General features: G+C 71.6%; 15 protein-coding genes. 7 read left to right on the top strand and 8 right to left on the bottom strand.

Going from position 1 to position 12,925, the window contains the following annotated elements; translation table 11 throughout:
* Nucleotides 1-11: 11 nt before the first annotated feature.
* Both ACJ6WD_RS06220 and ACJ6WD_RS06215 read right to left on the bottom strand, forming a co-directional pair.
* The gene (locus tag ACJ6WD_RS06220) at nt 12-494 is read right to left on the bottom strand and encodes a MarR family winged helix-turn-helix transcriptional regulator (RefSeq protein WP_016572508.1); all 483 of its coding nucleotides are present in this window, start codon (nt 492-494) and stop codon (nt 12-14) included.
* A 111-nt stretch (nt 495-605) separates the two neighbouring features.
* Nucleotides 606-1,115 (bottom strand): DUF2269 domain-containing protein, encoded by a 510-nt coding sequence (locus ACJ6WD_RS06215; protein WP_407615266.1) that lies wholly within the window; start codon nt 1,113-1,115, stop codon nt 606-608.
* 149 nt (nt 1,116-1,264) lie between these two features.
* On the opposite strand from ACJ6WD_RS06215, the gene ACJ6WD_RS06210 reads away from it, so the two are divergent.
* From ACJ6WD_RS06210 to ACJ6WD_RS06200, 3 genes are all read left to right on the top strand, one after another.
* A complete protein-coding gene (locus tag ACJ6WD_RS06210; protein WP_376439194.1) occupies nt 1,265-1,900 on the top strand; it encodes an HAD family hydrolase in 636 nt (211 codons plus the stop codon).
* A 458-nt stretch (nt 1,901-2,358) separates the two neighbouring features.
* Nucleotides 2,359-4,137: a globin domain-containing protein gene (locus ACJ6WD_RS06205; RefSeq protein ID WP_407615265.1), complete on the top strand. Its 1,779-nt coding sequence runs from the start codon at nt 2,359-2,361 to the stop codon at nt 4,135-4,137.
* A gap of 94 nt (nt 4,138-4,231) precedes the next feature.
* On the top strand, nt 4,232-5,062 hold the full coding sequence (locus ACJ6WD_RS06200; RefSeq protein ID WP_233657279.1) for a pyridoxamine 5'-phosphate oxidase family protein: 831 nt from the start codon (nt 4,232-4,234) through the stop codon (nt 5,060-5,062).
* A gap of 59 nt (nt 5,063-5,121) precedes the next feature.
* On the opposite strand, the gene ACJ6WD_RS06195 is transcribed toward ACJ6WD_RS06200, so the two are convergent.
* The 5 genes from ACJ6WD_RS06195 to ACJ6WD_RS06175 all read right to left on the bottom strand — a co-directional run bounded on the left by ACJ6WD_RS06195 (nt 5,122) and on the right by ACJ6WD_RS06175 (nt 8,873).
* The gene (locus ACJ6WD_RS06195) at nt 5,122-5,601 is read right to left on the bottom strand and encodes an NUDIX domain-containing protein (RefSeq protein ID WP_233657280.1); all 480 of its coding nucleotides are present in this window, start codon (nt 5,599-5,601) and stop codon (nt 5,122-5,124) included.
* 52 nt (nt 5,602-5,653) lie between these two features.
* A complete protein-coding gene (locus tag ACJ6WD_RS06190; protein WP_016570806.1) occupies nt 5,654-6,550 on the bottom strand; it encodes a LysR family transcriptional regulator in 897 nt (298 codons plus the stop codon).
* A gap of 254 nt (nt 6,551-6,804) precedes the next feature.
* A complete protein-coding gene (locus ACJ6WD_RS06185; RefSeq protein WP_331247461.1) occupies nt 6,805-7,929 on the bottom strand; it encodes a cystathionine gamma-lyase in 1,125 nt (374 codons plus the stop codon).
* Entirely contained in the window at nt 7,926-8,492 is a 567-nt protein-coding gene (locus ACJ6WD_RS06180) for a low molecular weight protein-tyrosine-phosphatase (RefSeq protein ID WP_407615264.1), read from the bottom strand. Before ACJ6WD_RS06180 ends, ACJ6WD_RS06185 begins: the two co-directional genes overlap by 4 nt.
* Before the next feature lie 3 nt (nt 8,493-8,495).
* Nucleotides 8,496-8,873, bottom strand: coding sequence for a phage holin family protein (locus ACJ6WD_RS06175; RefSeq protein ID WP_016570809.1), 378 nt, complete (start codon nt 8,871-8,873; stop codon nt 8,496-8,498).
* A gap of 48 nt (nt 8,874-8,921) precedes the next feature.
* Here ACJ6WD_RS06175 and ACJ6WD_RS06170 point away from each other — a divergent pair, with 48 nt between their 5' ends.
* From ACJ6WD_RS06170 to ACJ6WD_RS06155, 4 genes are all read left to right on the top strand, one after another.
* A complete protein-coding gene (locus tag ACJ6WD_RS06170) occupies nt 8,922-9,239 on the top strand; it encodes a cupin domain-containing protein (protein WP_016570810.1) in 318 nt (105 codons plus the stop codon).
* A 202-nt stretch (nt 9,240-9,441) separates the two neighbouring features.
* The gene (locus ACJ6WD_RS06165; RefSeq protein ID WP_055582522.1) at nt 9,442-9,675 is read left to right on the top strand and encodes a DUF5326 family protein; all 234 of its coding nucleotides are present in this window, start codon (nt 9,442-9,444) and stop codon (nt 9,673-9,675) included.
* A 449-nt stretch (nt 9,676-10,124) separates the two neighbouring features.
* Complete coding sequence (locus ACJ6WD_RS06160; RefSeq protein ID WP_233657283.1) at nt 10,125-10,901, top strand: IclR family transcriptional regulator; 777 nt, start codon at nt 10,125-10,127, stop codon at nt 10,899-10,901.
* A 104-nt stretch (nt 10,902-11,005) separates the two neighbouring features.
* Nucleotides 11,006-11,428, top strand: coding sequence for an SsgA family sporulation/cell division regulator (locus ACJ6WD_RS06155; RefSeq protein ID WP_078486673.1), 423 nt, complete (start codon nt 11,006-11,008; stop codon nt 11,426-11,428).
* Nucleotides 11,429-11,560: 132 nt separating this feature from the next.
* Here the strand turns inward: ACJ6WD_RS06155 and ACJ6WD_RS06150 are convergent, their stop codons facing one another.
* Nucleotides 11,561-12,898, bottom strand: a complete 1,338-nt coding sequence (locus tag ACJ6WD_RS06150) for a YibE/F family protein (RefSeq protein WP_407615263.1) — start codon at nt 12,896-12,898, stop codon at nt 11,561-11,563.
* Between the last annotated feature and the right edge of the window lie 27 nt (nt 12,899-12,925).

Below are 12,925 nucleotides of genomic sequence, written 5' to 3'. Positions count from 1 at the left end.
GGTCCGGTGCGTTACGCGGAGGTGCCCAGCGCCTCGACCGCGGTCACCAGCGGGGCGAGCTCCGGCCGCTGGGCGGCGTCCCCGAGGGCCTCGCGCAGCGCGGTGTCATGGGTGGGGCGGGCCTCTTCGAGGAGGCGCAGGCCGTCGGGCGTGACGTTGGTGTAGATGCCGCGCCGGTCGTCCGGGCAGAGGTAGCGCGCGAGCAGCCCGCGCTCTTCGAGTCGGGTGACCAGCCGGGTGGTGGCGCTCTGGCTGAGTACGACGGAGTCGGCGACCTGGTGCATCCGGAGGTGTCCGCCCGGCCCGTCGTGCTGCTGGCTGAGCACGTTGAGGACCGAGAACTCCCGCACGCTGAGGTCGTGCCCGGCCTGGAGGGCGCGCTCGATGTGCGACTCGATGCGGCCGTGCAGGGAGGAGAGCGCGCACCAGCCCTGCGCGAGGCCCCCGGTGGCCGCTTCCTGCGTCGTGGCCGACTCCCGCGTCCGCTGCGTCATCGCAGACCTCCTCATCCGTCGTACGCACAGGGTAGGGCACATGTGAAATATCAGGCGCCCGCAAATAAGAGGCGTAAGCAATGATTGTTGATGCTGGTTGACGGTGTGCCATCAGGCCGGAGGGGTCGGCCGTGTCCCGTGCGGCCGGCCGCCGCGTCGGGTGCGCCCCCAGGGTTTGAGCACGGAGACCGCCGTGAGGAAGAGATAGAGGACGCAGGAGACCGCCGGCGCGACGAGCAGGCCGGGATCGGGCGCGGGGTGGCCGGCGGCGGCCGCCGCGGCGAGCCGGTCGATGCCGGGTCGGAGCGCGAGCACCGTCATGCCGACGGCCGGCAGCGTCAGCCAGAACTTGCTCAGGACCCAGCGGTGCCGGGTCAGTCCCCACGGGGTGCCCAGGGCCAGCAGCACACCGCTCGCCAAGGAGAGCACGGCCACGGGGAGCACCAGGTAGTCGGTGAGGATCCGCATCGCCCCGTAGGCGCCCGCGGCGGTCTGCGGGGCGTCGGTCGTGAAGCCGGTGAGCCCGAGGGCGAGGAGCCCGGTGGTGAGCCCCAGCCAACCGACGGACACGGCGACATGGACGACGAGGAGGGCCCGACGGGCGGGCCGGCTGAGCTGCATGCCCCCACGGTGGCGGGCGGCGCCCGGCGGGACATCTGACGGCGGGAGTATCCGCGTCTACGCGGCGACGCGTACGGCACGGTCGGCGTCCGGCCTCCGCCCGCCCGCCCGCCCGCACCGGGCAGCACGGCAGGCTCTAGGCTCCGCCCATGAGCAAGCTGCATCTGTTCGACATGGACGGCACCCTGCTCCACGGGTCCGCGGCCGCCGTCGAGATCTCCCGGCAGCTCGGGCTGGAACGGGAGATCGCCGTGTTGGAGCGGGCGTTCGCGGCCGGCGAGCTGACCCCGGCGGGCTTCGCGCAGCAGGCGTGCGCGCTGTGGGCGGCTGACTTGAGTGACGTTCAGGTGGCGGCGGCCTTCGAGGGCGCGCCGTGGCTGGCCGGCATCCAGGAGGTGTGGGCCGACATCCGGGCCCGCGGCGAGCGGTGCGCCGTGATTTCCCTCTCGCCGGGCTTCTTCGTCGAACGGCTCCTGGCGTGGGGCGTCGACACCGCGCACGGCTCCCGGTGGCCCGCGGTGCCGATCCGGGAGCCGCTGGAACCGGCCGGCATCCTCTCGTCGTCAGCGAAGGTACGGATCGCGGACGACCTCTGCGCGCGGTACGGGCTGACCCGGGACAACTGCGTGGCGTACGGCGACTCGATGTCGGACGCCGAACTCTTCGCAGTAGTACCGAAGTCGGTGGCGGTGAATGCGGATCACCATGTCAGCCACCTGGCCACGTATGCGTACACGGGGCGTGATCTGCGCGGGGCATACGAACTGGTGCGTACCGGCGAGTAATTCGTCGGGCCGGGCGTTTTTCGCGGTGGATTCGTCCGCTGTGCACAAGGAAATTGCTGTCTGTGGGGAGGATCACGGATATTGCCGGGGGCGCACGGAGTGTTCCCAGATCGGGGCTTGTGGTTTCAACTACTGCCGGTATGGTCGAGTCCGGCTTGGCGGGGGTGAGGTTCTCCGTGGGCGTGTGGACGGCAGGGCAAAGCTCGTCAGCCTAGCGGGGAAGCGGCCCGTGTCACCCGGGCTTCCGGCTGTTTGTCCGGTGCGGTGGAGCGGGATGGCATGCTGACGGTACGGCATCTGCGCCGCTTGATTCAGGGAAGTGAGATGTGTCCGCTTTAGGGGATGTTGCCGGGATCGCTTGAGTCGATTAAGAATTCCGGTCAGGGCGGGGGAATTCCGGCAGTTCCGGCCAGCGGAACGGCGAAGACAACCGAAAGACGTTCGAGGCGAGGCAGACCATGGACGCTCCGACCACCACGTCGGCCGATAGCGGCTCTTCTGGCGGCAGCAGTGGCGATTGGGGTTGGTTCACTCCGCCATCGAAAAAATCTTCCGGAGATCAACAGGACCGGCAAAACAGCCGGGACGGGCAGCAATCGCCACAGGGTGACCCCAATGCACCGGACGAACGGGCCGCATCGGAACGGATACCCAGCCGTCCGGTGAATCCGATACGCCCGGTGGGCACCGCCGCCGAGCGGGAACGCGAACCGGAACCGCAGCGGGTGCCGCGGCAGGCCCCGCAACCCCCGCGGGAGACGTCCCGTCAGCCCGCCGGCCCCGCGCCCGCCGAGCGGCCCGCACCGCCCGCCCCGCGCCAGGAGGCCGAGCCGGAGCCGGTCCACGAGCCCGCCGCACACTCCCCGTTCGACGCGTTCGGCCTCGCCGCCCCGCGCGCCACGCCGCCCGGCCCGGGGCCTTCGGCCCCCGCCGAGGCCCCGGCCCCCGCCGAGGCCCCGGCCCCCGCTGGCGTCACCGCCCCTTCGCCCCCGCCGGCCCCTTCGGCCGCGTCCGCACCGCCGGCCGCCCAGGCACCGGCCACCGCGGCACCCTCCCTCGCCACGTTGGCGGCCACCGGCTCGTCCGACGCGGGGGCCTCACCCGACGCGATCCTCATCCGCCGCACCATGGCCGAGATCGAGCCGGTGGCCGACAAGGTCACCTCCTACTTCTACGCGCTGCTGTTCGTCCAGCACCCGGACCTGCGGGCGCTGTTCCCCGCCTCCATGGACGCCCAGCGCGACCGGCTCTTCAAGGCGCTGCTCACCGCGGCCCAGCACGTCGACAACGGCAAGGTGCTCACCGAGTACCTCTCCCAGCTCGGCCGCGGACACCGCAAGTACGGCACCCAGGCCGACCACTACCCGGCCGTCGGCGAATGCCTGTTGAACGCGCTGTCCCGTTACGCCACGTCCAGTTGGAGCCCGGAGGCCGAGGGCGCCTGGGTGCGCGCGTACACCGCGATCTCGCAGATCATGATCGACGCGGCCGCCGAGGACGAGGCGATCGCCCCCGCCTGGTGGCAGGCCGAGGTCGTCTCCCACGAACTGCGCACCCCCGACACCGCGGTGCTGACGGTCCGCCCGGACCAGCCGTACCCGTTCCGCGCCGGCCAGTACACCAGCCTGGAGACCCCGTGGTGGCCGCGGGTCTGGCGGCACTACTCCTTCGCCTCGGCGCCGCGTTCCGACGGCCTGCTGGCCTTCCACGTGAAGGCGGTGCCGGCCGGCTGGGTCTCCAACGCGCTGGTGCACCGCGCCCGTCCCGGTGACGTCCTGCGGCTGGGCGCGCCGGGCGGCTCGATGACCGTCGACCACTCCACCGCCGGCGGCCTGCTGTGCGTCGGCGGCGGCACCGGCATCGCGCCCATCAAGGCGCTGATCGAGGACGTCGCGGACCACGGCGTCCGGCGCCCGGTGGACGTCTTCTACGGCGCCCGCAGCGACCACGACCTGTACGACATCGACACCATGCTGCGGCTGGAGCAGACCCACCCCTGGCTCTCCGTCCGCCCGGTCGTCGCCGTAGGTCCGGGCACCCGGGGCGGCCCCGGCACCCTGACCGGCCAACTCCCGGACGCGGTCCGGCAGTACGGCCCGTACCACGCGTACGACGCATATCTTTCCGGACCGCCGGGGCTGATCCGCAGCGGTGTGGAGGCATTGATGGGGGTCGGTGTCCCGGCCGAGCGGATCCGGCACGACTCCATCGAAGAGCTGGTATCGACAGGAGACTGAAGTCTTGGCAGCAGACGGTGAATTCGGTCGGCCGACGGAGGGGCGGGGGCTGCGCCAACCGGCGGAGCGCCCCGGGAGCGACGGTGAGCACCTGGTGCAGCAGAGACTCGGGACGTCCGGGCGCGCCGACCGCTTCTACGCGGACCAGGTCCTGGACCACCTCAACGTGCGGATGCAGGAGTTCGTGGCCCGGCAGGAGATGTTCTTCCTGGCCACGGCGGACCGGCACGGCGAGTGCGATTCGACGTTCCGGGCCGGCCCGAGCGGGTTCGTGCAGGTGCTGGGCGACCGGCTGCTGGCGTACCCGGAGTACCGCGGCAACGGCGTCATGGCGTCCGTCGGCAACCTCTCCGAGAACCCGCGGCTGGGCATCCTCATGATCGACTTCACCCGGGACCGGATAGGGCTGCACCTCAACGGCCGGGCGCGGGTGGTGCTGGACGAGGAGATGCGGGCGCACTTCCCGGACCTCCCGGTGGACCCGATCCCCGGCCGGCGGGCGCAGCTGTGGGTGATGGTCGAGGTGGAGGAGGCGTACATCCACTGCGCCAAGCACATCCCGCACCTGCAGAAGGTCCCGGTGAACGAGCGGGGCGCCCGGGCCTGGGGCACCGACGACTTCAAGCGCAAGGGCGGCGACTTCTTCGGGGCCGCCGCCGAGGCGGACCGGCGCCCGCCGTTCCGGCGTCCGCAGCACGTCAACGAGCACCTGCGCGGCGGACTGCACGAGGACCTCCCGGCCCCCGGCCACGGGGCCGAGCCGGCGTCCCTGCCCGGGCCGCGATCGCCGGGGAACGACCTCGCAGCCGAGCTGAACGGGGAGTTCCTCGAACGGGTCGAGCGGGTGCTGGCCCGTGCCCAGCCGCGTCGCCCCGCGGAGGACGGGCCGGAGTTCCGCGGCTGGTTCGACCGGCGCGACGGCTGACCGGCGGGCGGCACCCCCGGCGGCGGGGCACCACCGCCGGGGGTGCCGCCCGACCCGGGCTAGCCCAGGTCGGGGGCGTGCATCGCCCGCACGCCCTCGATGTTGCCGTCCAGGTAGTGCCGCAGGGACAGCGGGACGACGTCGACCGAGGCGATCCCCACCCGGGTGAAGGGCACCCGCACGATCTCGTACTCGCCGCACGGCTCCTCGACCTCGGGGCCGTGCCGGCGCGACGGGTCCATCGAGTCCAGCCGGCAGACGAAGAAGTGCTGGACCTTGACGCCGTCCACACCGCCGTCGGTGAGGTGCTCGACGGTGTCCACGAAGACCGGCACCACATCGGTGACCTTGGCGCCGAGCTCCTCGTCCAGCTCGCGGTGGAGGGCCTCGATGACCGTGGCGTCCTCCGGCTCGACGCCGCCGCCCGGGGTGATCCAGTACGGGGCCCGCCCCGGCTTGGTGCGCTTGATCAGGACGAGGTCCGCTCCGTCGAGCAGGATCGCGCGGGCGGTGCGTTTGACGACTGGCCGTACGGTCATAGGGGACAGATGCCGCAGTCACGGCCCGGTGAAACCCCGCCCGCCGCTCGCGTCACCACCCCGCGGCGCTGCGCAGCAGCCATTCATGGGCCCGGGCGATGTGCGGCAGGCCCAACGTGCCGGTCCGTACGGCCAGGAAGTAGGTCCGCAGCGGCGGCACCGGAGGGTCGAGGAGGGCGACCACCGCGCCGCTGTCCAGCGCTTCGGTGCACAGGTACCGCGGCAGCACGGCCAACCCGGCGCCCGCCGTGACGCAGGACAGCACCGCCCGCAGGTCACCGGCGACCACCGCGGCGGCGGCGGTCGGCTTGGCGTCGAAGACGGCGGCCCAGTAGCGGGCGATCAGCGGCAGGCTCTCGTGGACCTCGACCAGCGGAACCGGATCCAGCAAGCGGACGCCGCGGGCCTGGAGGGCGCCGGGACCGCCCAGTCGGGTCGCCCAGCGGGGCGCGGCGACCAGCACGTGTTCCTCGTCGCACAGGGGGGTGGCGGTGAGCAGTCCGCCGCGGGGGCGGGTGGTGGTGACGGTCATGTCGTGGTGTCCGGCGGCGAGGCCGTTGAGCACTTCGTCGGCGGCGCCGAAGGCGGTGCGTATGGACAGGCCCTGGGAGATGAGCGGGCTCAGGGCGGGTAACGCGCGTTCGGCGGTGAACTCCGGTGGCCCGCCCAGGTGGAGCGTGCGGGTGGGGGAGTCCTGATCCAGCCCGGCCTCGGTGATCTCGGTGAGGGCGTCGAGGTGCGGTGCGACCTTGTGGGCGAGCTCGTCGCCGACGGTGGTGGCGGTGACACCACGGGCGCAGCGGACGAAGAGGGGGCGGCCCAATTGCCGTTCCAGCGTGCGGATCTGGCTGGTCACCGCCGGCTGGGAGAGTCCGAGCAGCGCGGCGGCCCGGGTGAAGGAGCCGGCCCGGTGGACCGTGACGAAGGTACGCAGTAGCGCCAGATCCATCGGGTACCTCCTGCGCCCCTCGGAAGCCTGGTCGCGAGCCAACTATAAATTTGTCGATAGGGCTGTGTCGCTAGCGTGATTGGACACTGACGCTCAGTCAACTAGCCTTGTTGAAGCGGTTCGTTTCACGTGAAACATCGGTCCGTGAAAACGTCCGGACCGGATTCACGGGAACCGCCGGCCGGCAGGGTGACGAGGGGGGATACCCTGCCGGCCGTTCTGTGCGCTGCTGCCTTCGCGCTGGTGCCTTCGCGCTACGCCTTCGCCTCGTCCAGCGCCCGCAGGACGTCGGCGACCAGGTCCTCCGGATCCTCCACGCCGACCGAGAAGCGGACGAAGCCCTCGGGCACGTCGTCCCCGCCCCAGCGGGCGCGGCGCTCGGCGGTGGACCGCACGCCGCCGAAGCTGGTCGCGTCGTCCACCAGCGTCAGCGCGGCCAAGAACCGCTCCGCATGGGCCTTGTCCGGCAGGACGAAGGACACCACGGAACCGAAGCGGCCGGGCCGCATCTGCCGGACGGCGAGCGCGTGCGACGGGTCCGACGGCAGGCCGGGGTGGCGCACTGCGCCGACCTCGGGGCGGTCGGCCAGTGCGGTGGCCAACGCCATGGCGCCCTCGGCCTGTTGGCGGACACGCAGCGCCAGAGTGGCGAGCGAGCGGTGGGCCAGCCAGCTCTCCATCGGGCCGGGGATCGCCCCGACGGTCTTGCGCCACAGCCGGACGCCGTCGGCCAGCGCCGCGTCCCGGCTGGTGGCGTAGCCCAGCAGGACGTCGCCGTGGCCGGTCAGTGCCTTGGTCCCGCTGGCGACCGAGAAGTCCGCGCCCAGGTCCAGCGGACGCTGGCCGAGCGGGGTGGCGAGGGTGTTGTCCACGGCGACCAGCGCCCCGCGGGCGTGCGCCGCGTCCGCCAGCCGCCGGACGTCACAGACGTCCAGGCCGGGGTTGGAGGGCGTCTCGATCCACAGCAGCCGGGCGCCGTCGAGGACGTCGAGCTGGGCGTCGTCGGCGGTGGGGGCCGTGCGGACCTCGATGCCGTAGCCCTCCAGTCGGGAGCGGACGGCGGGCAGCAGCTGGTAGCCGTCGTCGGGGAGCACCACCGCGTCGCCGGCGCGCAGTTGGGAGAAGAGCACGGCGGTGATCGCCGCCATCCCGGAGGCGAAGGCGACTGTGTGGGCGGGTTCGTCCGGCGACTCCAGCTCGCCGATGGCGGCTTCCAGCCGGGTCCAGGTGGGGTTGGTGTCGCGGCCGTAGGTGTACGGGCCGGTGGCCTCGCCGGGGAGGTGGAAGTGGGCGGCGAACACCGGTCCGGGAAGGGCCGGTTCGTAGGCCACGGGCTCCGGGAGCCCGGCCCGCACCGCACGGGTGCCGTCGCCGGTCATGCGCTCTCCTCGTGGTGGGGGTGGAACAGGCCGGGCCGGGGCTCGGCGGGGCCGGGCGTCCCGGAGGTGACCTCGGCGCGGACCGCCTCCAGGAGGCCGTCGCAGGCCGTCTCGATCATCTCCAGGCACTCCTCGAAGCCGGCGAGGCCGCCGTAGTACGGGTCCGGCACGTCGAGGTCCGAGGGGCCGGCGGCCGGGGCGGTGCCGCAGCCGTAGGAGCGCAGCAGCCGGACCTTGGCGGCGTCCTCGGCGGTCGGGGCCAGCCGGCGCAGTTCGCGCAGGTGGCCCGAGTCGAGCGCGATGACCAGGTCGCGGCGCGCGAACCAGGAGGCGCGGAACTGCCGGGCGGTGTGTGCGCTCGGGTAGCCGCCCGTGCGCAACACGGCGAGGGTGCGGGGGTCGGCCCCGTCGCCCTCGTGCCAGCCGCCGGTGCCGGCGCTGTCGACCTCGACCAGCGCGTCGAGTCCGTCCTCGGTGATCCGGGCACGGAAGACGGAATCGGCCATCGGCGAACGGCAGATGTTGCCGGTGCAGACGAAGCAGACGCGGTAGCAGGTGGACAACCGTCAGTCCTTGTCGGGGAGCATCACGTGCATCGCCCAGGAGACGATGGAGACGATTACGCCGCCGAGCAGCGCCGCCCAGAAGCCGTCCACGTGGAACGCGAGGTCGGCCTTGCCTGCCACCCAGGAGGTCAGCAGCAGCATCAGCGCGTTCACGACCAGCGTGATCAGACCGAGCGTGAGGATGAACAGGGGGAACGAGAGCACCTTGACCACGGGCTTGACCAGGAAGTTCACCAACCCGAAGATCAGCGCCACCAGGATCAGCGTGAGCACCTTGCGGCCGGTGTTCTCTCCGGTGAGCGTGATGCCTTTGAGGAGCCAGATGGCCACGGCCAGGGCCGCGGCGTTGGCGAGCGTCTTGACCAGAAAATGCTTCATGGTGAGATCGTCGCAGACGACTGCTGACTGGTGAGAGGTGCGAACGGGATGAAGGCTTTCCGACTGGACGAACTGGAAGCGGAACGGGTCGCGAACGACGGCGCGTATCTGCAGTTCCTCCGGGAACGCACCATGTCGGTGGGGCTGTACGCGTTGGACGCCGGCACCGCGGACCCGCAGCAGCCGCACGCCCAGGACGAGGTGTACCTGGTGGTGAGCGGCCGGGCGGCGATCACGGTGGGGACGGAGACCGAGTCGGTGGCCCGCGGCAGCGTGGTCTACGTGCCGGCCGGGGTGCCCCACAAGTTCCACCACATCAGCGAGGACCTCCGGGTCGTGGTGGTCTTTTCTCCGCCCGAGAGCTGAGGGTCGGACCCCGGAACCCGTAAGGGTCAGCTCAGGGGAGAGCCGGGGCTGTCGGGCCCCCACGGCGCCCGCCGGCGGCCTAGCATCGTTGGTGTACAGGGGGAACCGGAGACGCGGTGCGACGGATGCGGAGCACGCGGACGGTGCCACCGGAGCGGTACGGACCGACAACGGCGCGACAGACAGAAAGCAGGGCAGAGCAGTGGCTGGTAAGGGGATACTCGCAGGGCTTCCGTGGTGGGTCACCTGGGTCGTGGTGCCCGTCATCCTGATCGTCGTCTTCGGCGGACTGATCGCCACCGCCGTGGGATTCCTGATCGGGCTGCTCTTCAAGGTGCTGATCGCGGCGGCGCTGATCGCAGGTGTCATCTACCTCGTGCGCAGGTTCACCGGATCCTCGTCCTCGTCCTCGTCCTCGTCGAAGAGCGACTGGTAGGCCGAGCCCCCACCGATCGGCACTGTCCGACCCGCACCCTCCGAAGACGCCCTGCCCCCGCCCGGGAGCAGGGCGTCCGGCGTTCCGGCGACCGTCCGACACGCCTTGCGCCGGGGCCGAACGAGGATCGGAATCCGGCCCACCTGCGGTTCTCGCACCGGTGGGGTGCACGGCGTTCCGCCTGCTCACCAAGAGTGTGTACCTTGCTTCGTAGCGTCATCGAGGCCGGGCGTGCCGTCGATACGGGGGCAACTCCCCGACTTTCGGCTCCCGTTCCGGATCGCCCGGGCTACAGTGCGGACGCAGGCGTCTTCCGGACGGTGATGTTCCGGAAAATACCGAGCGATCGGGCCGGAGTCGTGCCGGCCGTCCGGGGAGGCGCACGGCCGCGGGGAGCGGATCCCGCGGTCCGGGCCACGGGGCCATGGCACTCGGACCTGGGGGTTGCGTTGGCGATCGGCAACGACGAGTCCGGCTCGCACCCCACCCTGATCGGGTCGGTGCAGCGGGCGCTGCGACTCCTGGAGGCGGTGGCCGCGCACGCCGACGGTGCGCCCGCCAAGCAGCTGGCCAGGGAGGCCCAACTCCCCCTGCCCACGACCTATCACCTGCTGCGGACGCTGACCCACGAGGGCTATCTGCGCAGGGAGAACGGCGTCTTCGTCATCGGCGAGGGCGCCGAGTCCATCGGTCGGGCGGGGGCCCGGCGCCGGCAGCGCCGACAGTTGGCCGACGCGCTCGCCGTGGCGGGCCGTGAACTGGGCGCCGCCGTCTACTTCGCCGTCTACCGCGAGGGGGAAGTGGAGGTGGTGGCGATAACCGCCGACCCGGCGCGACCGCCCGTCGAGGAATGGGCCGACTTCCGTTCCACCGCCCACACCCACGCGATCGGCCAGTGCCTTCTCTCGCAACTCGACGAACCGACCAGGAAAGAACACCTGTCCCGTTATCCGGTGCAGTCGATGACGCCCTTTTCGGTGCGTTCCGAAGGTGATCTACTGAATCGGCTGGCTACGGTGCGTCGCGGCCAGGTCGCCTACGATCGCCAGGAATATGCCCTGGGCACGGTGTGTTCGGCGATCCCGGTCCGAGTCGGCTCGGCCGCCGCGACGCTGGCGGTTTCTCTTCCTGCGACGGAAGTGCACCGATTGCAAGCAGTTACGGAGCGACTACGGAAAATGGCGGAGAGGGTACTAACGACACTCGCCTTCTCTATCAGTATCTGAAAACTCACTCCTTGTGATCTGCCTGCATGTGACCGACGATGGCGTCAATAGGGCTTCCGGGGATGATTCCCGGCCATCTCCGATCAAGTGCGGGGCAGTGGTTGATGAACGACACGGTTCAGGCAGAAGTGATCATGAGCTTCCTCGTCTCGGAGGAGCTCGCCTTCCGGATCCCGGTGGAGCTGGAATTCGACAGCGCCGATCCCTACGCCGTCCGGCTCACCTTCGATCTCCCCGGAGACGCGCCCGTGACCTGGGTGTTCGGCCGTGAGCTGTTGCTGGACGGGCTGACCCGGCCGGCGGGCGAGGGCGACGTCCGGGTCGAGCCGTCCGCCCCCGAGCACCTCAGCGACGTCTACATCAGCCTTCAAGTCGGCCCCGAGCGGGCGCTGTTCCGGGCCAGCGCGCCGCCGCTGATCGCCTTCCTGGACCGCACGGACCGGATCGTCCCGCTCGGCAAGGAGGAGGTCTGCGACACCCTGGAGGCCGCGCTCGACCGGATCCTCACGGAGGCTCCGGCCGGCTGAGCCGCCCGCCCCGGCCCCTCTCCCCTGTTCCCCTGCCCTCGCCGCCCGGCCGTCGGCCGCCCCGCCCTGTTGCGCCCCGTCCGTCACCCGCACCGTCCCCTCGCACCGGCCGGCCCCGTGGCCCGCCCGCCGTCAGTGCTTCCGGCGCCGTCCGCGCGCCGCGCGTCGCCCACCGCGTCCACCGACGGCCGCCGTCCGCCCCGACCCGTCCGGCGCCGGTCGGTCCGCCGAGACCACCAGGGCCGCCAGCAGCGTGGTCACCGGCACCGACGCGACCAGCCCGATACTGCCCACCAGGGTGCGGACGATCTCCTCCGCGACGACTTCGCTGCCGGCGACCCGCCCCACACTGCTCTGCGCGATCGAGAACAGCAGGAGCAGCGGGAGCGCGGCGCCCGCGTAGGCCATGACGAGCGTGTTCACCACCGAGGCGATGTGGTCCCGCCCGATCCGCATCGCCGCGCCGTACAGCTTGCGCCAACCCACCGTCGGATCAGCCTCCTTGAGCTCCCAGACCGCGGCCGTCTGCGTCACCGTCACGTCGTCGAGCACCCCCAGCGAACCGATGATGATCCCCGCCAGCAGCAGACCGCGGATCTCGATGTTCGGGTACAGCCCGTGCACCAGCCCGGTGGTGTCGTCCGTGTTGCCGGTCAGCAGCGCCCAGTGGGTGAAGATCGAGCCCAACAGTGCGATGAGGAGGAGCGAGGCGAGGGTGCCGAGCACCGCCACCGACGTGCGGGCCGTCAGCCCGTGGCACAGGTAGAGCGCGATCAGCATGATCGCGCTGCCGCCGACCACCGCCACCACCAGCGGATCGGAGCCCTGGAGGATCGCCGGCAGGATGAACAGGGTCAACAGGCCGAAGCTGGCCGTCAGCGCCACCAGCGCGAGCACCCCGCGCAGCCGCCCGATGATCACCACCGCGAAGGCGAAGATCGCTGCCAGTACCCACATCGGCACCGTGCGATCGACGTCGGTCACCGCGTACTGAAGCTCCCTCGGAGCCTTGGGGGAGTAGGAGACGATGACGTCCTGTCCGGTCGTGTAGTGCCGTGGGGCGTCCGGCGTCACCACCGTCTGGAAGGTCCGGCCGGCGTTCTCCCCCGTGGTGACCTTGATCGTCGCCTGTTCGCAGGGCTTGCCGCGGGACGCTCCGCCGGCCGGTGGCTGGCCCCCGGGCGTGGTGGGCTGCGGCTGCTGCTCGGCGTGCACCGCCGCGCAGTCGACCTCCTCGACCTTGGTGACCCGGGCCTTCTCGGTGGGCTGGTCGAAGCCCACACCGGACGGTTTGTGGGGCGGCGCGCCACCGGGCCAGAGGACGAGCAGACCGACCGCCACCGCGGCCGCGAACGGGATCAGGACGGCGGCGATGACCTTGCGCAGATGGCGGGACACCGGTGCGGCCGGCCCGTGGCCGTGCGCGTGCGCATGGCCGGCGGTGGCGTGCTGGGTTTCGGGAGGGCTCACCGCCCGATCATTGCAAGAACCCGTGGG

The sequence above is a fragment of the Streptomyces sp. VTCC 41912 genome (assembly GCF_045799175.1).
Lineage (GTDB): Bacteria > Actinomycetota > Actinomycetes > Streptomycetales > Streptomycetaceae > Streptomyces > Streptomyces albulus_C.
The sequence above is the reverse complement of the archived record's forward strand: the minus strand, read 5'-3'. Positions and strand labels throughout refer to the sequence as shown.

What these genes read in the sequence shown, in the direction of transcription:
- ACJ6WD_RS06220 (WP_016572508.1), bottom strand. Translation starts at nt 494, where the DNA reads ATGACGCAGCGGACGCGGGAGTCGGCCACGACGCAGGAAGCGGCCACC.
- ACJ6WD_RS06215 (WP_407615266.1), bottom strand. Translation starts at nt 1,115, where the DNA reads ATGCAGCTCAGCCGGCCCGCCCGTCGGGCCCTCCTCGTCGTCCATGTC.
- ACJ6WD_RS06210 (WP_376439194.1), top strand. Translation starts at nt 1,265, where the DNA reads ATGAGCAAGCTGCATCTGTTCGACATGGACGGCACCCTGCTCCACGGG.
- ACJ6WD_RS06205 (WP_407615265.1), top strand. Translation starts at nt 2,359, where the DNA reads ATGGACGCTCCGACCACCACGTCGGCCGATAGCGGCTCTTCTGGCGGC.
- ACJ6WD_RS06195 (WP_233657280.1), bottom strand. Translation starts at nt 5,601, where the DNA reads ATGACCGTACGGCCAGTCGTCAAACGCACCGCCCGCGCGATCCTGCTC.
- ACJ6WD_RS06190 (WP_016570806.1), bottom strand. Translation starts at nt 6,550, where the DNA reads ATGGATCTGGCGCTACTGCGTACCTTCGTCACGGTCCACCGGGCCGGC.
- ACJ6WD_RS06185 (WP_331247461.1), bottom strand. Translation starts at nt 7,929, where the DNA reads ATGACCGGCGACGGCACCCGTGCGGTGCGGGCCGGGCTCCCGGAGCCC.
- ACJ6WD_RS06175 (WP_016570809.1), bottom strand. Translation starts at nt 8,873, where the DNA reads ATGAAGCATTTTCTGGTCAAGACGCTCGCCAACGCCGCGGCCCTGGCC.
- ACJ6WD_RS06170 (WP_016570810.1), top strand. Translation starts at nt 8,922, where the DNA reads ATGAAGGCTTTCCGACTGGACGAACTGGAAGCGGAACGGGTCGCGAAC.
- ACJ6WD_RS06155 (WP_078486673.1), top strand. Translation starts at nt 11,006, where the DNA reads ATGAACGACACGGTTCAGGCAGAAGTGATCATGAGCTTCCTCGTCTCG.